This window comes from Monashia sp. HAY1-5C, from assembly GCF_056755255.1.
The window spans coordinates 1-18,387 of record NZ_JBPGXG010000038.1 but is presented as its reverse complement, the minus strand read 5'-3'; the positions used below and the strand labels follow the sequence as shown (position 1 = coordinate 18,387).

16 protein-coding genes are annotated in these 18,387 nt (G+C 74.2%); 7 read left to right on the top strand and 9 right to left on the bottom strand.

The window, feature by feature from the left end; genetic code table 11:
• Positions 1 to 68 precede the first annotated feature (68 nt).
• Together ACR9ZK_RS08165 and ACR9ZK_RS08160 are read left to right on the top strand one after the other, a co-directional pair.
• A complete protein-coding gene (locus tag ACR9ZK_RS08165) occupies positions 69 to 287 on the top strand; it encodes a heavy-metal-associated domain-containing protein (RefSeq protein WP_481341393.1) in 219 nt (72 codons plus the stop codon).
• A gap of 12 nt (positions 288 to 299) precedes the next feature.
• Positions 300 to 2,648, top strand: coding sequence for a heavy metal translocating P-type ATPase (locus ACR9ZK_RS08160; protein ID WP_481341392.1), 2,349 nt, complete (start codon positions 300 to 302; stop codon positions 2,646 to 2,648).
• A gap of 145 nt (positions 2,649 to 2,793) precedes the next feature.
• On the opposite strand, the gene ACR9ZK_RS08155 is transcribed toward ACR9ZK_RS08160, so the two are convergent.
• Together ACR9ZK_RS08155 and ACR9ZK_RS08150 are read right to left on the bottom strand one after the other, a co-directional pair.
• Complete coding sequence (locus ACR9ZK_RS08155; protein WP_481341391.1) at positions 2,794 to 3,429, bottom strand: VOC family protein; 636 nt, start codon at positions 3,427 to 3,429, stop codon at positions 2,794 to 2,796.
• Between the two features lie 131 nt (positions 3,430 to 3,560).
• The gene (locus ACR9ZK_RS08150; RefSeq protein ID WP_481341390.1) at positions 3,561 to 4,418 is read right to left on the bottom strand and encodes a TrmH family RNA methyltransferase; all 858 of its coding nucleotides are present in this window, start codon (positions 4,416 to 4,418) and stop codon (positions 3,561 to 3,563) included.
• A 161-nt stretch (positions 4,419 to 4,579) separates the two neighbouring features.
• On the opposite strand from ACR9ZK_RS08150, the gene ACR9ZK_RS08145 reads away from it, so the two are divergent.
• The 4 genes from ACR9ZK_RS08145 (at position 4,580) to ACR9ZK_RS08130 (ending at position 8,723) form a co-directional block, all read left to right on the top strand.
• Positions 4,580 to 5,170 carry a DedA family protein gene (locus tag ACR9ZK_RS08145; protein ID WP_481341389.1) on the top strand — a complete coding sequence of 197 codons (591 nt, stop codon included), beginning with the start codon at positions 4,580 to 4,582 and terminating at the stop codon, positions 5,168 to 5,170.
• Positions 5,171 to 5,226: 56 nt separating this feature from the next.
• Positions 5,227 to 5,943 carry a response regulator transcription factor gene (locus tag ACR9ZK_RS08140; RefSeq protein WP_481341388.1) on the top strand — a complete coding sequence of 239 codons (717 nt, stop codon included), beginning with the start codon at positions 5,227 to 5,229 and terminating at the stop codon, positions 5,941 to 5,943.
• Positions 5,940 to 7,421, top strand: coding sequence for a sensor histidine kinase (locus tag ACR9ZK_RS08135; protein WP_481341387.1), 1,482 nt, complete (start codon positions 5,940 to 5,942; stop codon positions 7,419 to 7,421). Before ACR9ZK_RS08140 ends, ACR9ZK_RS08135 begins: the two co-directional genes overlap by 4 nt.
• Positions 7,422 to 7,670: 249 nt before the next feature.
• Positions 7,671 to 8,723 (top strand): TerC family protein, encoded by a 1,053-nt coding sequence (locus ACR9ZK_RS08130; RefSeq protein ID WP_481341408.1) that lies wholly within the window; start codon positions 7,671 to 7,673, stop codon positions 8,721 to 8,723.
• Between the two features lie 25 nt (positions 8,724 to 8,748).
• Here ACR9ZK_RS08130 and ACR9ZK_RS08125 read toward each other — a convergent pair whose 3' ends face one another.
• A complete protein-coding gene (locus ACR9ZK_RS08125) occupies positions 8,749 to 9,408 on the bottom strand; it encodes a hypothetical protein (protein ID WP_481341386.1) in 660 nt (219 codons plus the stop codon).
• A 145-nt stretch (positions 9,409 to 9,553) separates the two neighbouring features.
• Between ACR9ZK_RS08125 and ACR9ZK_RS08120 the strand changes: the two genes are divergently transcribed.
• Positions 9,554 to 10,012, top strand: coding sequence for a VOC family protein (locus ACR9ZK_RS08120; RefSeq protein WP_481341385.1), 459 nt, complete (start codon positions 9,554 to 9,556; stop codon positions 10,010 to 10,012).
• A gap of 6 nt (positions 10,013 to 10,018) precedes the next feature.
• Here the strand turns inward: ACR9ZK_RS08120 and ACR9ZK_RS08115 are convergent, their stop codons facing one another.
• From ACR9ZK_RS08115 to ACR9ZK_RS08090, 6 genes are all read right to left on the bottom strand, one after another.
• Complete coding sequence (locus tag ACR9ZK_RS08115) at positions 10,019 to 11,470, bottom strand: amidohydrolase family protein (RefSeq protein ID WP_481341384.1); 1,452 nt, start codon at positions 11,468 to 11,470, stop codon at positions 10,019 to 10,021.
• A gap of 98 nt (positions 11,471 to 11,568) precedes the next feature.
• Positions 11,569 to 12,813: an RNA polymerase sigma factor gene (locus tag ACR9ZK_RS08110; RefSeq protein ID WP_481341407.1), complete on the bottom strand. Its 1,245-nt coding sequence runs from the start codon at positions 12,811 to 12,813 to the stop codon at positions 11,569 to 11,571.
• A gap of 252 nt (positions 12,814 to 13,065) precedes the next feature.
• Positions 13,066 to 13,497 carry a YciI family protein gene (locus tag ACR9ZK_RS08105; protein WP_481341406.1) on the bottom strand — a complete coding sequence of 144 codons (432 nt, stop codon included), beginning with the start codon at positions 13,495 to 13,497 and terminating at the stop codon, positions 13,066 to 13,068.
• A 130-nt stretch (positions 13,498 to 13,627) separates the two neighbouring features.
• A complete protein-coding gene (locus tag ACR9ZK_RS08100; protein WP_481341383.1) occupies positions 13,628 to 14,485 on the bottom strand; it encodes an HAD family hydrolase in 858 nt (285 codons plus the stop codon).
• A 105-nt stretch (positions 14,486 to 14,590) separates the two neighbouring features.
• Positions 14,591 to 15,964 (bottom strand): dihydrolipoyl dehydrogenase family protein, encoded by a 1,374-nt coding sequence (locus tag ACR9ZK_RS08095; RefSeq protein WP_481341382.1) that lies wholly within the window; start codon positions 15,962 to 15,964, stop codon positions 14,591 to 14,593.
• A gap of 100 nt (positions 15,965 to 16,064) precedes the next feature.
• Positions 16,065 to 18,071: a M15 family metallopeptidase gene (locus ACR9ZK_RS08090; RefSeq protein WP_481341381.1), complete on the bottom strand. Its 2,007-nt coding sequence runs from the start codon at positions 18,069 to 18,071 to the stop codon at positions 16,065 to 16,067.
• Positions 18,072 to 18,387 lie beyond the last annotated feature (316 nt).

Sequence of the window (18,387 nt, the reverse complement as noted above, 5' to 3'; positions counted from 1 at the left end):
CGCCGAACCCGCCGAACCCGCCGAACCAACGGAACACCCGAACCACCGAACCGATCGGAGGAACCACGATGAGCCAGACCGTCACGACCATCACCGTGTCGGGGATGACGTGCGGCCACTGCGTCGCCAGCGTCACCGAGGAGCTGTCGGAGGTGCCCGGCGTCACCGGCGTCGACGTCGACCTGCACGCCGGCTCCGACTCCCCCGTCACCATCACCAGCGACGCACCCCTCGACCCGGCCGCCGTCGAGGCCGCGGTCGTCGAGGCCGGGTACACGCTGCGGTGACGTGGTGAGCCGATGAGCACCGACGAGCGTCAGTCGCCCCCGCGGCCGCAGCGACCGGACGAGGTCCGGCTGGCGATCAGCGGGATGACGCGCGCCTCGTGCCCGGCCCGCATCGAGGGCACGCTGAGCCGACTCGACGGCATCGAGTCGGCCACCGTCGACCTCGCCACCGCGAAGGCGCTCGTCACCTACTCCGCCCCGCTCACCGTCGCGGACATCGTCGCCGAGGTCGAGCGGACCGGCTACGGCGCGCGCCCGCTCGACCGGCGTCCGGCCGCGGGCGCGCTGCTCGAGAAGCTGCGCGCCGCGGAGGCAGCCCGCCGCTCGAGGACCGGTGCAGCCCCCGACCCCGGGACGCCCGGCCGCGCGCTCGACGGGCAACCGACGGCCTCCTCCGCCGGGCCCCACGACGACGCTCGGGCGCCTGACGGGAGCCACCTCGACGGCTCGCCGACACGTGCCGTCCTCCGTCCACGGCTGGTCCTCGCGATGCTCCTCACGGTGCCGGTGCTCGCGCTGGCGGTGCTCGCTCCCGGACCGACGTGGAGCCGATGGCTCCAGCTGGTGCTGGCGGCGCCGGTGGTGCTGTGGTGCGCCTGGCCCTTCCACCGCCTCGCCGCAGTCGACGCGCGCCGCCTCGCTCCGACGGCGGACTCGCTCGTGTCGCTCGGCGTCCTCACCGCATGGTGCTACTCGCTCGTCGCCGCCCTCGCCGGTGGGCGGGCGCTGTACGCCGACGCCTCGGCCGTGGTCACGACCGTGCTGCTCGGCGGGCGTCTCCTCGAGGCCCGCGCCCGGGAGCCCGGCCGGCAGGCGCTGACGACGCTGCTGCACGCCGGCGCCCGCGACGCGTCGGTGCTGCGCATCGACCCGACCACCCGGACGACGAGTGAGGTCCGGGTGCCCGTCGCGCGGCTCGCCGTCGGCGACCAGCTCATCGTCCGACCCGGCGAGACGATCGCCACCGACGGCGTCGTGCTCGACGGGTCGAGCGCCGTCGACGCGAGCCTCGTCACCGGTGGGTCCTCCCCTGTCGACGTGGGGCCCGGCAGCGAGGTGGCGGGCGGCTCGGTCAGCACGACCGGGCGCATCGTCGTCGAGGCCCGACGCGTCGGTGCCGACACGATGCTCGCCCGCATCCACCGCCTCGTCGAGGACGCCCGGACCGGCAGGACGCGTGGGCAGCGCCTCGCCGACCGGGTGTCGGCCGTCCTCGTGCCCGTCGTGCTGGGGGTCGCCGCGGCGACGCTCGTCGGCTGGCTGCTCACCGGCCACGACGTCGGTCCCTCGCTCGGGGTCGCGGTGACGGTGCTCCTCATCGCATGCCCCCGCGCGCTCGGCCTGGCGACGCCGACGGCCCTGCTCGTCGGCACCGGCCGCGGTGCCCAGCTCGGCACGTTCGTCACGGGCCCCGAGGTCCTCGAGTCGACCCGACGCGTCGACACCGTCGTGCTGGACAAGACCGGCACCGTGACCACCGGCGAGCTCCGGCTGCGCAGCATCGCCGTGCGCGGGCGGCTGTCGAAGAAGGCCGCCCTCGTCGCGGCCGCCGCCGTCGAGCAGGGCAGCGAGCACCCCGTCGCGCAGGCGATCGTCGCCGGCGCCCGCCTGGCGAGGCTGGACCTGCCCCGCATCCGCGACTTCGAGGCCAACCCCGGCGAGGGCGCCACCGCGCGCATCAGGGACACCGAGGTCACCGTCGGCAAGGCGGTGCTGTTCGAGCAGGTCGACCCGGCCCTCGTCGAGCACGCCGCGACGCACGCCGGGACGACGGTCTACGTCGGCTGGGACGGCGTGGCCCAGGCGGCCCTCACGGTGGAGGACACCGTCCGCGACACGTCCCCCGCGGCCGTGGCCCGGTTGCAGGCCCTGGGCCTCACCCCGTACCTGCTCACCGGCGACAGCGCCGCGAACGCACGAAGCATCGCCGAGCAGGTCGGCATCGACCCCGCCCACGTGCGCGCCGAGGTCCTCCCGGCGGACAAGCACGAGGTCGTCACCGCGCTCCAGCGCGAGGGCAGGGTCGTCGCGATGGTCGGGGACGGCGTCGACGACGCGGCCGCGCTGGCCCAGTCCGACCTCGGCATCGCCATGGGCACCGGCACGGACGTCGCGACGGCCTCTGCGGACATCGTCCTCGCGCGCCCGGACCTGGCGGCCGCCGGCGACGCGATCGCGCTCTCGCGGGCGACGCTACGCGTCGTCCGGCAGAACCTGGCGTGGGCCTTCGGGTACAACGTCGTGGCGATCCCGCTCGCGGCGTTCGGGCTGCTCGACCCGATGGTCGCCGGCGCGGCGACGGCGCTCTCCTCGGTGCTCGTCGTCGTCAGCTCGCTGCGGCTGCGACGCGTCCCGCGCTGACCGCTGCGCCCCCGGGCCCGACCCGGCCCCGGAGAACCCCGGAGGACCTCGGAGCAGGGCTCCTCTCACGTCGAGAGGCCACCTGCCGCGATGCGGGAGGTGGCCTCTTCGAGGTGCGAGCCGACCCGTCGGGTCAGGCGTCGGGTCAGATGGTGACCTTGCCGCGGGGCGTGTCGAAGGTGACGGAGAGCAGCCCCGGCGTGCCGTGCGGCGCCACGAACGTGAAGTCGATGCCGCCCTTGTCGAACGTGTCCTCCGGGCCGAGCCACTCGCGGACGCGCCGCGGGTCGCCGGCGATCTGGAGGTTGTCGATGGACACCTCCGTGTCGGAACCGGCGGACGGGTGCACCGTCATGTCGTCCCACTCGATGAAGTAGGGAACCTGCGGGTCGGCGAGCAGGCCCTTGATGCCGAGCTGGCGCCACTTGAGCTCGGTACCGTCGGGACGGTGCCGGTTGCCCTCCACGGAGTCGCGGCCGAGGCGCTTCTCGACGACGGTGATGTCGTCGACCGCGACGACCCAGCCGAGCCAGCCGCCGCCGGCCTCGGAGCGGGCCCGGACGGCCTGGCCGAAGGGCGCCTTGTCGGACGCCGGGTGGTCCAGCACCTCGACGACCTCGAGGTAGTGGTCCTTGGCCAGCGGGAAGATGATGTTGCGGGTGCCGAACCGCGGGTGGACCCCGCCGTCGACGGGCGTCACACCGATGAGCTTCGACAGGCGCTCGGCCGTGGCCTTGAGGCCACCCGCCTCGGCCGCATAGGAGACGTGGTCAACTCGCATACAGAACATCGTGACACACGCCGAGGGGTGCTCTTGACCACCCCCTGTCCCGGTCGGTAGGGCCCCCGAGGAGCCGTTACCCGGGCGTCACACGACCGCCACACGCGCCACACACGTACGCAGACCGGACGTCACCGCGTGCGCTGGCGGACGGCCTCGTAGAGGACCACGGCGGCCGCCACCGACACGTTGAGGCTGTTGGCCCGGCCGTGCATCGGGATGCGCACCCGCACGTCGGCGGCCGCGAGCAGGGCCGCGTCGGCCCCGTGCTTCTCGCTGCCCACGGCCACGGCGACGCGTCCGGTGTAGTCGGCGTCCGTGTGCAGCAGGTCGGTCTCGGGCGTCGTGACGACGAGCCGGACGTCGTTGGCCCGCAGCCAGGCGAGGACCTCGGCGGTCGGGGCGGCCGCCACCGGCACTGCGAACACCGTGCCCTTGCTCGCACGGACGACGTTCGGGTTGCCCCAGTCGGTGACGGGGTCGGCCGCCACGACGGCGTCCACGCCGGCCGCGTCGGCCGTGCGCAGCATCGCGCCGAGGTTGCCGGGCTTCTCGACGCCCTGCGACAGCAGCGTCAGGTGGTCCGGGCCGTCGACGCGCAGGTCGCCGAGCGGCCGACCCACGGCGTCGACGACGGCGAGCAGCCCGTCGGGCCCCTCGCGGTAGGAGACCTTCTCGAACGCGGCCCGACCCAGCCGCACGACCTCGACGCGGTCGTCGCGGAGCCGGTCGATGAGCTCGGCCTGGTCCCCGATGCGCTGGGACCCGGCCACCCCTGCGGGGCTGAAGAGCTCCTCGCAGACGAACACCGACGCGGGTCGCACCCCGGCCGACAGCGCGAGCCCGATCTCCTCGTACCCCTCGACGAGGGTGCGGCCGGTCTCCTCACGGGTCCGGCGCCGACGCAGCCCGAGGAGGGACTTGAGGCGCGGATTCGAGGGCGAGGTGATGACGAGGTCGTGACTCGGGCGGGCGCTGGCGTTCGACATGGCAGGGCCAAGCATCCCACCGCCTCGGTGGTTCGCGGCACGGTGCGCGCTTCGGGGCAGGGCCGGGCCGGGGCCGAGCGGCACGTGCCGCGAAGCGCAGGCCGTGCCGCCGAGGTCGACAGCCGGACCGGTGCCGCCGGCGGGACACCTAGAGTGGCGCCATGCTCGACGCCATCGCCGCCCTGCCCTTCTGGCAGGCGTTCCTCGCACTGTTCGCGAGCGCGATGGTCCGCTCGAACGGCACGTACTGGGTCGGCCGTGGGGCCGTCTCCGGGTGGCGTCGCTACCGTGGCAGGCACAACGAACTGACCTCGCGCGCCGAGGCGTGGCTGCGACGACTCGGGCCCGTGGCCGTCACGCTGTCCTACCTCACGGTCGGCGTCCAGACCGCGGTGCACCTGACCGCCGGCGTCATGCGGATGCCGTTGCGCTGGTACGTGCCGGCGGCGGTGGTCGGGTCGGCGGTGTGGGCGACGCTCTACGCCACCGTGGGTCTCGCGGTCGTCCAGGCCTGGATCGCGGCCGAGGCCGGGTCCTGGTGGGCGGCAGCCGGACTCCTCGCCCTCGCCGGGGGCATCGTCGCGGCGGTCGTCCTGCGGCGTCGTGGCCGAGCCCCGGGCCCGGGCAGCGGTCCGGACAGCGGTCCGGGCAGCGGTGCGGACACTGGTGCGGACGCCGGTGCGGACGCCGTGGCCGGACCGCTCGCGGGCGGACCGACCGACCCGGCCGCGCACGCCACGGACCGGTCCTGACACGATCCTGACGTCGGCGTGACGCCGGCGCGTCCGGCGGGCTCTACGCTGCGAGCGTGCCCACGGCCCAACCCCCGAGCAGCGACGCACCGGCACGGCGTGGCCTCGTGCTCGTCGTCGAGGACGAGGCGACCATCGCCGACCTCCTGCGCCTCAACCTGCGCGCCGCCGGCTACGGGGTCGAGGTCGTCGGTGACGGTGGGCAGGCCCTGGCCGCCGTCCGCCGGATGCGTCCCTCGGCGGTGATCCTCGACATCGGTCTGCCGACGATGGACGGCATCGATGTGTGCCGGCGGCTGCGGGCCGAGAACGACTGGACGCCGGTGCTGTTCGTCACGGCGCGCGACGACGAGGTGGACCGCGTCCTGGGGCTCGAGCTGGGCGCCGACGACTACCTGACCAAGCCGTTCTCCCCCCGCGAGCTCGTCGCGCGCCTCGGCGGTGTCCTCCGTCGGACACGCGGCACCGCGGGCACGCCGGAGGTGCTGCGCCACGGGTCCCTCAGCGTCGACCTCACGAGCCACGAAGTCACCGTCGACGGCCGCCAGATCGCCCTGACCGCAACGGAGTTCGACCTCCTGGCACATCTGCTGCGGCGCCCGGGTGTCGTCTTCACGCGGGAACGGCTGCTCAGCGAGGTGTGGGGCTACAGCTCCTCCGCGGGTGGGCGGACCGTCGACGTCCACGTGGCGCAGGTGCGTGCGAAGCTCGGCGAGGCGAGCCCGATCCGCACCGTCCGGTCCGTCGGCTACGCGGCCGAGCGCGCGCCGTGAGCGCCTCGCACGGCGCCTCGCACGGCGCCTCGCTGTCGCGGCGCATCACGCAGCTCGCCGTCGGCATCGCGGTCCTCACCGCCGTGCTCGCCGGGCTCCTCGCGGTCGGGCTGGCGCGCTCCTCCGCCGAGGACTCGGCGCGCGCCACCCTCGCCCGGATCGCCGACGCGGCGGCCGCCCGCGCCGACACCGGCGAGGTGGCGCGGGTCGCGCAGAACCGGGCGGTCCGCACCCTCGGGGCGCTCGGCGTCGAGTCGGCCAGCGTCGGCCGGGGCGGGACCGTCGTCTCGACCAGCCGTCTGGCCCGTGCGGCGCTGACGCCCGCCCGCACCGCGGCGCTGCTCGCCGGGCGGCCGGTGTCGGGGCGGGACGAGCTCGACGGCACGACCGTCCTCGTGGAGGGACGGCCGACCGACGCCGGTGGCATCGTGCTGGCCCAGCGCCGGTCCGACGCGACGGCCGCCTCTGACCGGCTGGTCCGCCGCGTCCTGCTGGCTCTCGCCATCGCCGCGCTCGTCGCCGTCGCCGTCAGTGCGGCCCTCGCCGCTCGGCTCGCGCGCCCGCTGCGCAGGACCGCCGATGCCGCGCACGCCCTGGCCGCCGGTCGACGCGACGTCACGGTCCCGGTCGAGGGGCCGAACGAGGTCGCCGAGGTGGCGAGCGCCCTCAACAGGCTGTCGGCCTCGCTCTCGCGTTCGGAGGGACGCCAGCGCGACTTCCTCCTGTCGGTGTCGCACGACCTGCGGACGCCGCTCACCGGGATCACCGGGTACGCCGAGTCGCTCGCGAGCGGGGTCGTGCCCCCGCAGGACGCGGCGCGGGTGGGTGGTGTCGTGCTGCTGGAGTCGCGTCGCCTCGAGCGTCTCGTGGGCGACCTGCTCGACCTGGCGCGGCTCGGTGCGCAGGCGCCGAGCCTGCACCCCCGGCCCACCGACCTCGTCGTCGTGGGCCATGAGGTGGAGGCGGTGTGGTCGGCACGGTGCGGCGCGGTGGGGGTCCCGTTCGCACTCGTGACGAGGGTTCGGGCGGCGCCCGTGCTCACCGACGCGGGGCGGCTGCGGCAGCTCGTCGACGGGCTCCTCGAGAACGCCCTGCGCGTCACGCCGTCGGGACGGCCGATCGTCGTCGAGGTGCGTACCGAGGGGACCGTCGCAGGTGCCGCCCTCCCGGGGCCCGGGGCCGTCCACGTCGTCGAGGTGCGCGACGGCGGTCCCGGCCTCACCGACGACGACCTCGCCGTCGCGTTCGAGCCGTCGGTCCTGCACGAGCGCTACCGGGGCCTTCGGCCGGTCGGCACGGGCCTCGGCCTGGCCATCGTCGGGCGCCTCTCCGAGCTGCTCGGCGGACACGTCGAGGCCGGGCACGCGGCCGAGGGCGGGGCCCGGTTCACGCTCCGGCTGCCCGCGGCTGTGGGACCGGACGGGACGCCGGTGCCTCCTCCCGAGAACCGGGTGCGACCGCCGCTGCCGTCGGGGTGACGCGCGGCGGCGTCTTGGGCTTCGGTCGACGCGTCACGTACCCTTGTGCACGAGGGGAGTACTTCCACGTCCCGTTCCGGTCAGTACGGCGGCCCAGCCGCCCCGGACGGGAGCCGGTGCCAGCCGGTGGAGGAGACCTCAGACGAACCGCCACGTGTCCGTTCTGAGGAGACCACCGTGCTCACCACCCTTGCCCCGCCGACCGCCGTGTCCGCCACCGCGACCGTGTCCGCCACCGCGACCACCACCGTGTCCAGCACCGCGACGACCACCCTGTCCATCGGGACGCCGACGCTGTGGACCGCCACGATCCTCGGCATCGTGGCCCTGTTCGCGGTCGACTTCGTCATCACCCGACGGCCGCACGACCCCAGCATGCGCGAGGCCGTTGCCTGGTCGGCGTTCTACGTCGCGATCCCGCTGGCCTTCGGCGCGTGGCTCTGGTCCCGGTACGGCTCGCCGCAGGGCCTCGAGTACTACACCGGCTACCTCGTGGAGAAGTCGCTGTCGGTCGACAACCTCTTCGTCTTCATCATCCTGCTGTCGGCGTTCGCCGTGCCCCGCGAGCTGCGCCAGAGGGTGCTGCTCATCGGGGTGGCCGGCGCCCTCGTGCTGCGGGGCGTCTTCATCGCCGTCGGCGCCCAGATGATCGCCACCTTCTCGTGGACCTTCCTGCTCTTCGGCGCGATCCTGCTGGCCACCGCCGTCAAGGTCGGCCGGGACGCGCTGTCGCACGGCGACCACCAGATCGACGTCGCGAACCTGCGCAGCGTCAAGCTGGTCCGCCGCTTCCACCCGGTCACCGATGACTACGACGGCACGCACCTGTCGGTCAGGCGCGGCGGGCGCCGCCGGCTGACGCCGCTCGCCGTCGTGGCCGTCGCGATCCTCGGCACCGACGTCGTCTTCGCCATCGACTCGGTCCCGGCCGTCTACGGCATCACCGGCGACCCCTACCTCGTCTTCGCGACGAACGCGTTCGCGCTGCTCGGCCTGCGCGCGCTCTACTTCGTCCTCGAGAACGCCTTGTCCTCGCTCGTGCACCTCGGGCACGGCCTGTCGCTCATCCTGGCCTTCATCGGTGCCAAGCTGGTGCTCCACTGGGGGCACACCGTGTGGCCCGGCGTCCCCGAGATCCCGACGCTCGCCTCGCTCGGCGTCATCGTCGGCATCCTCGCCGTCGTCACCCTGACGAGCCTCGTGGCCAGGCGGCGTGCCGATGCGGCCACCCGCAACGCGTCGGACGCACCGGCCGAGGAGGACGCCCCGGACGCGTCGCGCGACGAGCCCGTGGCCTCCTGACCGCGACGTCGCGGCGGGGCAGGGGTCAGCTCGTCGTGCCCGGGGAAGGTGTGGTCGACGGGGTCGCGTTGGCGTGGCGGAAGACGACGACACCGGCCGTCGGGCGCGTCGCACCGGTACCCACGACGAACGCCTTGTCACCGACGCGGACTGCGGCCATCGACGAGTCGTGGCCCGTGCCGTTCGCGCGGGCCCGGACCCTCGTGTCGCCGGTGACGGTGAAGGTCGACGAGACGCCGTCCCGGGCCCTGACGGTCACCGATGTGCTCGATGCCGCGGTGACCTCGCCCCGGATGGCCTGGTGCGTGACCGGCCCGGTCCGGCCCTCGGTGACCCACGTGGCGTGGAGGGCGCGCAACAGCCGGGCCCTGAGCCCGCGCCGGTCGCCCTGGCCGAAGGGCGCGTCCGCGGCGGTCGCGGACGTCGCCGGCGCAGGCGCTCCCAGGGCTGCGTCGACCAGGTCGGCCTCGACCAGGTCGGCAGTCGTCGCGTCGTCCGAGGCGCCGGAGGCCCGTGCCTGCACGGCACCGAGGCCGACAGCCGTGCCGCCGGCACCGGGAGCGTCGCCCGTGGAGCAGGCGCCCAGGGCGAGGCCGCCCGCGAGGAGCACCGCGGCGGCGACGGCGCCGGACGGCTGCAGGACGGTTCGGAGCGTGCCGGTGGTCCGGCGGATGTCGTTCGTCATGGCACCCACGGTGCCCGGCCGGGGTCAGGCGACGGTCCGGACCGTGTTCGGATCGTGTTCGGACCCTTTCCGACCGGCGTCCGCGCCGCGCCCCCGGGGCCCGCTGCAGCGGGTCGGCGTCACCGCCACGGGCTACGGTCGGGTGATGGACCGCGACGTCAGCGACTACCCCATGCTCCGCCAGGTCGTCCTCGACTGCCCGGACGCGCGGGCCCTCGCCGAGTTCTACCGGCAGCTGCTCGGTTACGCCTACCGCCCGGGTGACGAGCTGCCACCGGCCGGTCAGCCGGATCCGAACGGCGAGGACTGGCTCGTGCTGCGGCCCGAGCCGGACGCCGCCCGCAGTGGGCGGGGTCTCGCCTTCCAGCAGGTCGCCGCGTACGAGCCACCGGTGTGGAGCGCCGACGGCCCCGACCCGGCACGCCAGCGCCAGATGTCGCACCTCGACATGACGGTCGACGACCTGCCCGCCCTGGGGCGTCAGCGCGACCGGGCCGTGGGGCTCGGCGCGACGATCCTGCTCGACCGGTCCGACGACGAGGACGAGCCCCTCTACGTCTTCGCAGACCCCGCCGGTCACCCGTTCTGCATCTTCGTCGCCTGAGTGGGGTCAGGCGAAGATCGGCCCCACCGCGGGGTAGGCGTCGGTGAGCAGACCACGCACCGTCGACAGCGGTGGCACGTCGGCGCCGCCCTGGAAACCGGTGTCGAGCCGCATCGGTTTGCCCCAGGCGGTGAGGTCCTCGATCGTCGTTCCCTGGGCCGCGCCGGAGAGCGAGGCGAACCAGTCGGCGCGAGCGTAGGTGACGTCGCCCCCGATGCAGACGAGCTCGACCCACGATGGGTCCGCGAGGCAGACGTTCTCGTACGGGTCGGCGTGGTGGCGCTCGAGGACGACGAGGTCGGCCGGCCGGCCCTCCGCCAGCGCGCCGAGGTGCTCGTCCAGCCCGGCGACGCGGGCGGCCACCGACGTCACCATCGCGACGAGGTCCGCCGCGGCCAGCGGGTGTCCCTGCTGGGCCAGCTCGCGGCGCGCGACCTTCATCTCGGCGAGGAGGCTCGTCGAGCCCGACGGCAGCCAGTCGGCCCCGAGCGCCACCGGCATGCCCGCCGCGAGCGCCTCACCCGCCAGGGTCGTCTCGCCGTAGAGGCGCAGGTTCGATTGGGGCGACCACACGAGCCGGCACCCGGCCGCCGCGACCGTGCGCAGGTCGTCCGCCGAGAGGGCACTGCCATGGATGATGTTCGTCGCCGGGGTGGCGCCGCCGAGGTCGAGGAAGTGTCGGAACTCCTTGGCGCTCACGGCATCTCCACGTCGCCCCTCGGACAGGTGCAGGTAGAACGCGGTGACCTCACCCGCTGCGATCCGCTCCATGACGCGCTGGAAGGTCGGCAGCCCGAAGGAGCCCGACGGCAGGTCGATCATCGACCGCGCACGGTGCGCGCCGAACGCCCACTGGTCGACGTTGCGCACGAGCGGCTCAGCGGTCGCCGTGCTCGCGCCGGACGCGCCCTGGATGCCGGTGACGCCGCCGACGAGCGCGCGTACCTCCGCGTACCGGGTCTCCGTCCCCGGCGGCACGCGCGTCAGCAGGACGTTCTGCGGGTCCCGGACGAGCTGCTGGTACGGCGTCGAGCGCCGCCACGCGTACCGGTTGGCGAAGAGCTTCGGGGGCTCCCAGGCGGCGAAGACGTTGAACTCGGGGTGGCCGTGCAGGTCGAGCAGGCCGGGCAGGATGACGCCGTCCGTCTCCTGCACCGGCAGGTCGCCCGGCTTGCGCCTCGAGACCCGTGCCACCACGCCGTCGGCCACGGTGAGGTAGCCGCTGGACCAGGCACCCTCGGGCGTGACCACCGCGCCGTGCAGCACGAACGGCATCGGCGGCAGGGCGCGGCTGCGGACGGCGGGTCGCGGCAGCTCCTCGGTGATGCCGCGCGTGTAGGCGTTCTCGAAGGGCCCGCGGCCGGGTCGTGTCGTGGATCGGCCGGACTCCCAGTGCTCGACGTCGGACTTCGTGCCGGTCGCGTGCCGGGTGGCGCCCCGGCCCTCGGTGCGGGCCACGTGCGGCCTCCCTCCGTGGCGGACCCGGTCGACGGTCGTCGTCGGTGCAGGGTCTTCCGACGGTAGTCCTCATGCACCGGTGCCCGTGACGGTTTGGGTCAGTCGTCCACGGCGGCCCGTCGTCGAAGCAGCGTGCGCTCGGCCTCGTTCTGGGCCATGTCGGCCGCGCGCGCGAACTCGGCCCTGGCCTCCTCGCCCCGCCCCAGGCGCAGGAGGAGGTCCCCCCGGACGCTCGGGAGAAGGTGGTAGTCGGCCAGCGCGCCGGCGTCCACCAGCTCGTCGACGACGCCGAGGGCGGCCTCGGGACCGGCGGCGTAGGACAGCGCGACGGCGCGGTTGAGGTCGATGACCGGCGAGGGACGGAGCGCCGCGAGCTGCTCGTACAGAGCGACCATCTGCGCCCAGTCGGTCTCCTCGGCCGTGCGGGCCCGGGCGTGGCAGGCGGCGATCGCCGCCTGGAGCAGGTAGGGACCCGGTCCGGAGGGGGCGGCACCGTCGGTGCCCGGTGCGGCGGCGAGGGCGAGGGCCCGGTCGAGGGCTGCGAGCGCGTGGCGGATCAGGGCCCAGTCCCACGCGGTGCGGTCCTGGTCGAGGAGCAGCACCGGCTCGCCGTCGGGGCCGATCCGCGCGCGGGTGCGCGAGGCCTGGATCTCCATGAGGGCGAGCAGCCCGTGGACCTCGGCCTCACGCGGCGCGAGCGCCGCCAGGACGCGCCCGAGACGGATGGCCTCCTCCATGAGGTCGCCGCGGACCCAGTCGCGCCCGGACGTCGCGGCGTACCCCTCGTTGAAGACGAGGTAGACGACCTCGAGCACGGACGCGAGCCGGGGCGCCAGCTCGGACCCGGACGGCACGGCGACGGTGACGCCGTCCTGGCTCAGGGTTCGCTTCGCCCGCGAGATGCGTTGGCCGATCGTCGTCTCGGTGGTGAGGAACGCCCGCGCGATCTCGCGCGTCGTCAGGCCGCCGATCATCCGCAGCGTCAGGGAGATCCGGGCCTGGGCGGTGAGGGCGGGATGGCAGGCGGCGAAGATGAGGCCCAGGACGTCGTCGTCGATGTCCTCGAGCGCGGCGTCGAAGTCGGCCTCGGCGAGGTCGGCGACCCGCAGCTCCTCGGCGTGGCCGACCTGCTGCAGCTTGCGGGCGAGGTTGACGTCACGGCGGATCCGGTCGACGGCCCGGCGGCGGGCGGTCTGCGTCAACCAGGCCCCCGGCCTGTCGGGCACACCGTCACGTGGCCACTGCTCGAGGGCCTGCACGAACGCGTCCTGCGCGAGGTCCTCGGCCAGGCCGATGTCGCCGACGACGCGCGCCACGACGGCGGTCACCTTGGCGGCCTCCATGCGCCACACGGCCTCGAGGGTGCGACGCACCTCGTCAGGACTCGGCTCGCCCGGGTGGGGCTGGGTCGTCACGGCCACCGGGCCACTCTCGCACGCCGCATCGACTCCGGGGGCCTCCCGGTGCCCCGCGACCCGGCAGGTGGACACCCACCACCGCTACGTCACTGCTCACTCTGACTGAGCAGTGACGTAGCGGTCGCGGCGCATCACGCCCTCAGGGACGCGTCCCGTGGTGACCACCCGGACCGCAGGTCAGCCGCGGGCCGCGTTGCGGGCGGCCTCCTCGCGCATGCGCTCCTCACGTTCGCGCATCTCGGCGGTGAACTCCTCGCCGAAGTCCTCGGGCGCATAGACCTGGCGCAGCTCGAGGTGCAGGCCCGGGTCGGGCGCGCATGACGCCGGCCACTTCTTGAGCCACTCGAGGGCCTCCTCGCGGGAGGACACCTCGATGATGGTGAACCCGGCGATGAGCTCCTTGGCCTCGGCGAACGGGCCGTCGGTCACCGACCACTCGCCGTCGGCCCACGTGACGCGGGCCCCGCGGCTCGTGGGGTGCAGGCCCTCACCCGCGACGAAGACGCCGGCGCGGAGCATCTGCTCGTTGTAGGCCTGCATGTCCGCGAACTGCTGGACGGTGCCGGTGCGGCCCTGCTCGGAGTCCGCGTTGGCCGGGACGATGATCATGAAACGCACGGTGTCTCCTTCGGTCGGTGCAGGCGGTGCGCCTGCTCTCACCCTTGCGTCGAACGGCGGCCGACGGTCTCGACACGACCCGGGAGAATTCTCGTCGTGCCTCGCCGGCCGCGCGAGCGCGTCACAGCTCGAGACGTGCAGTGGCCCCGGAGGGCACGCCGTCGCGGAACGGGACGCCGTCCCTGACCGCGGCACTCACCGCCTCGAGCACGGGCACGAGGCCGTCCTCGTCGACGTGACCGGCCACCTCGTCGGCGACGGCCTTGACCTGGTCGGGAGCGTTGCCCATGGCGACGCCCCAGGCCGCCCAGTGCAGCATCTCGAGGTCGTTGCGCTGGTCGCCGCAGGCGATGGTGTGGATCGGCTCGATGCCGAGGCTGCGCCGGACGAGCTCGAGCGCGGACCCCTTGGACACGCCCTCGGGGTTGATGTCGAGCCAGGCGGACCAGCCGACGGCGTAGGACACGCCGTGCAGGCCGGCCCGCTCGACCATCTCCATGAACTCCTCGGCGCTGGCCTCGGGCTGACGCAGCGTCACACGGGTCACGGGGTGCTCGACGAGCTCGTCCCACGACACCACGCGCGACTCGCCCATGAGCTCACCGTCCGGGAAGTACCGGCTGACCTTGAACCCGACGCCGAGCTCCTCGACGGCGATGAGCGCGTCGGGAAGGGCGACCCGCATCTTCTCCAGCACGGGCCGCGGGTCGAAGGTCACCGTGTCGACGATTCGGTAGCCGTGCTCGGCGGCCGGGTCGAGCTCGAGCGTCACGGCCCCGTTGGCGCAGACGGCGAACCCGGTGGTGATCCCGAGCTCCTCGAGCACCGGGGTCGTCGCGAGGATCGAGCGTCCGGTGGCCACGACGACCCTGACCTCCTCCGGCAGGGCCCGGACGGCTTCGCGGACACGGGGCGACAGCTCGCCCATGTGGCTGAGGGTCGTCCCGTCGAGGTCGAGGGCGAGCAGGCGCTGGGGCATGGCCTCACCGTAGCGTCCGAAGCCGGGCGTCTCCGACGGCCCCGCACCCGAGCCGTCGTGGGTCCACCGGCGGACCGTCGACCGCACCCGCCCTCGTCGACCCCGTCAGGCGAGCCGGCCGAGCGCCTCCTCGATGCCACGGTGCAGCGTCGGGTAGGCGTAGATCATCGAGCGGAGCCGGGTGACGGGGACCTTGCCGTGGACCGCCACCGCGAGCGCCCCGAGGAGCTCGCCACCCGCAGGGCCGACGACGGTCGCGCCCACGAGCAGCCCGCTGTCGGCGTCGGCCACCACCTTGATGAGGCCGTCGGCCTTGGCGATCCAGCCCCGCGTCGTCTCGCCGAGCGGTGTCACGCCGACCTGCACCGTGTCGTACTGCTCGCGGGCCCGCGCCTCGGTGAGGCCGACCGCGCCGACCTCGGGGTCGGTGAAGGTGACCCGGGGCAGCGCCGCGTACTCCGCGGGCGGCCCGTCGTCGCCGAGGACGTCGCGGACGACGACCGCAGCCTGGTACATCGACACGTGCGTGAACGCGCCCTTGCCGGTGATGTCTCCGATGGCCCAGACGCCGTCGGCGACGCGGCACTCGTCGTCGACCGGGGCGAAGCGTGCGTCCTCGGCGACACCGACGTGGTGCAGCCCGACGCCGGTGACGTCGGGGCGCCGGCCGGTGGCCACGAGGATCCGGTTGGCGTCGACGTGCGTGCCGTCCTCGAGGCTGACGCGGACGCCGGCGTCGTGCCGCTCGACCTTGGTGGCGCCGACGCCGGTGTGCACCGTGATGCCCTCGGCCTCGAACACCTCCGCCACCTTCGCCGACGCCTCGGGCTCCTCGAGGGCGAGGAGCCGGTCGGCCGCCTCGACGACGGTGACGCTCGTGCCGAAGCGGGCCATGGCCTGGCTCAGCTCGCAGCCAATGGCGCCGCCACCGAGCACGACGAGCGAGGCCGGCAGCTCGGCGGCCTCGACGGCCTCGTGGTTGGTCCAGTAGGGCACGTCCGCGAGGCCCTCGATGGGCGGGATCGCTGGGGTCGTGCCGGTGTTGACGACGATCCCGGTGGTCGCGGTGTACGCGGTGCCGTCGACGGCGACCCGGCCGGACCCGGTGATGACTCCGGTCCCCCGGACGAACGTGGCGCCCTTGCCGACGAGGCGGTCGACGGCGACCTTGTCGTCCCAGTCGTCGGTGGCCTCGTCGCGGATGCGCCGGTGCACGTGCCCCCAGTCGGGACTGACCTGGCCGATGCTGCCCGCGAGGTCCGGGACGCGCCGCGCCTCGGCGAGGGCGTCAGCAGCACGGATCATCATCTTCGACGGGATGCATCCCCAGTAGGGGCACTCGCCGCCGACGAGGCGACGGTCGACGCCGAGGACGCGCAGCCCGCGTTCGGCGAGGGTGCCGGCCACGTGCTCGCCGCCGGGGCCGAGCCCGATGACGATGACGTCGAAGGTGTGGTCTGCGTCGAGGCCGCTGCTCATGCCCCACCCTTACCTGTGGCATGCCTCCGCGTCGAGCCCACTCGGGTCGACGAGCACTGTCGACGAGCACTGTCGACGGTCGCGTCGACGGCGCGACGCCTCAGCGCAGGGTGCCGTGCAGGAGGTCGTCTCCGTCCGGGGTCGTGGCGTAGCCCGCCTTGGGCCGCGACGGGTACCCGGTGTCGAAGTGCATGTAGTCGCGCCACGCGTCGGTGCCCGACCAGTACCAGTCGTAGGAACGCAGCACCGTCCAGGCGAGGCCGCCGTAGCGAATCGCCCCGGGGGCGGTCGAGGAGGCGGGGGCGTTGGGGTCCCACGTGCCGGTGCGCGGGTTGATGTAGGGGTTCTGCACCGGGTTGAGGTCGAGGGCGCGGCCCCACGCGTGCGGTGAGGACGAGTTGCTCGAGTTCTGCTCCGAGGGCTTGCGGCAGTTGAGCGCCGTCGACACGTTGCCCTTCGACCCGAGCCACTCCCAGCCGCCGAACATCTCGATGCCCTCGACGCGGTGCATCCGGAAACCCTTGGCGTAGAGGGTGTTGAAGATCTTCGCGGTGCTCGTGGCGACGTCGGCGTTGACATTGACCCAGCCGCGGTGCGTCTGGCCGTCGAGCCCGCGGTAGGGCACCTCGACGCGCCGGAACGACGTCCGGTAGCCCGGGCAACCACTCCGCCACACGCCGCTGGCCGTGACCTTGGCCCACTGCTCGTCGGTCATGAGCTTGATCGTCGAGGGGGCGTAGGCGGCCACCGGCGGTGTCGCCGGGGTGCCGGCGTCGGTGAAGCCGTAGGGCGCGGGCAGGATCGCGGGCGTGGCGGCGCTCGTACGTGCGGTGGTCGTGTAGCCGGCCCGTCGCCCGGTGACCGTCACCGTGAGCCGCTTGCCGAGGTCGGCCCGCGTCGGCCGGTAGGCGCGGGTCGTGGCTCCCGGGATGGCGACACCGTTGCGACGCCACTGGACCGTGATACCGGCGGACGGGCTCCATGCGCCCGTGGTCACGGTGACCGGCCACCCGACGCGCCGGAAGAACCCACCGACGGTCGGCGTCGGTGCGGTGGTGAACGGGCGGGTGATCGGTCCGCGCGACGCACTCGTTCGCACGACTGTGAGGAAACCCGACCGTCGCGCCGTGACGACGACGTCGACGCGATGCCCGAGCCGCGTCGCGTCGAGGTAGAGCCACCACTTCGTCGCGCCGGCGACGGCGCGGCCGTCGATCCGCCACTGGTAGCTCAGGGTCGCGCTGGGCGACCACGTCCCCGGTGCGACGCCCACGGACGAGCCGATCTGCGGCGTACCGGTGACCACCGGGACGGGAGCCGCCGCGAAGATGCCCCAGTCGACGGCAGCCGTCGGTGCGGACGTGCGCGCGACCGGCGTGAAACCGTCCCGCGAGCCGGTGACCGTCACCGTCACCCGCTTGGTCCGGTCGGCGGCCTGCAGCGTGTAGGTGCTCCGGGTGGCACCGCTGACAGGCACGCCGTCGACGCGCCACTGGTAGGTGAAGGTGGCGGCCGGCGCCCAGGCGCCCGGGACCGCGGTGAGGATGCGACCGACGCGCAGCGTCCCGGTCACCGACGGGGCTGGGGCCGCGGTGAAGATCCCCGGTCCGACCGGTCCGACCGGGTCGCTCTTCACCACGTCGACGACGGTGTCGCCGCGGTGGGAGGTCACGATGACCGCGACGTGCCTGCCGAGGGACGACGCCGGTGGGACGAGGGTCGGGTCCGTGGCGCCCGCGAGGGGGGTGCCGTCGACGGTCCACTGGTAGGTCAGCGTCAGGTCGGGGTCCCAGCCCTCGGTGACGGCGGTCAGGCTCGCGCCGACGCGCGGGGTGCCGGCCACCGACACCGTGCCGGGCTGCGCGGAGGTCGCCGACGTCGGCGGGGCCGGCGCTGAGGTCGTCGGGTCGGGCCCCGGCGTCGCCGTCTGGGCGCTCGAGCCGCCGGACGCGGGTAGCGGGCCGGGTGTGTCCGCGGCGACCGCGTCGGGTGCCACCACCATCGTCGCCGCCAGCACCGCCCCGACGACGCCGGCGACGGCTCCCCGGCCGCGCGATCGGACGGGTCGCGTCGGCGACGGTGCGGGCGGGCCGAGCGGACCGGGCATGGGCGGACCTCCGCGTCGCGGCACCGGGGTTGGCGCCGGGCTGCGCCCGACATACCCCATTTGCCCGATTCTCAGACCGTCGCCTTCACGAAGTCCAGCTGGTGCGCACCGACGGGCACCCATCCTCGCGCAGGTGGCGGAGGTCCGGACCGTGGAGCGCGGCACGTCGGGCTGACCCCAAGGTCCGGAAAATGCGGCAGAGGCCCTGCCCGGGGTGTCCCGGGAGGGCCTCTGTCGTGAAAGTGTGTCCGGCTGCGTCCTACTCTCCCACACCGTCACCAGTGCAGTACCATCGGCGCTGAAGGGCTTAGCTTCC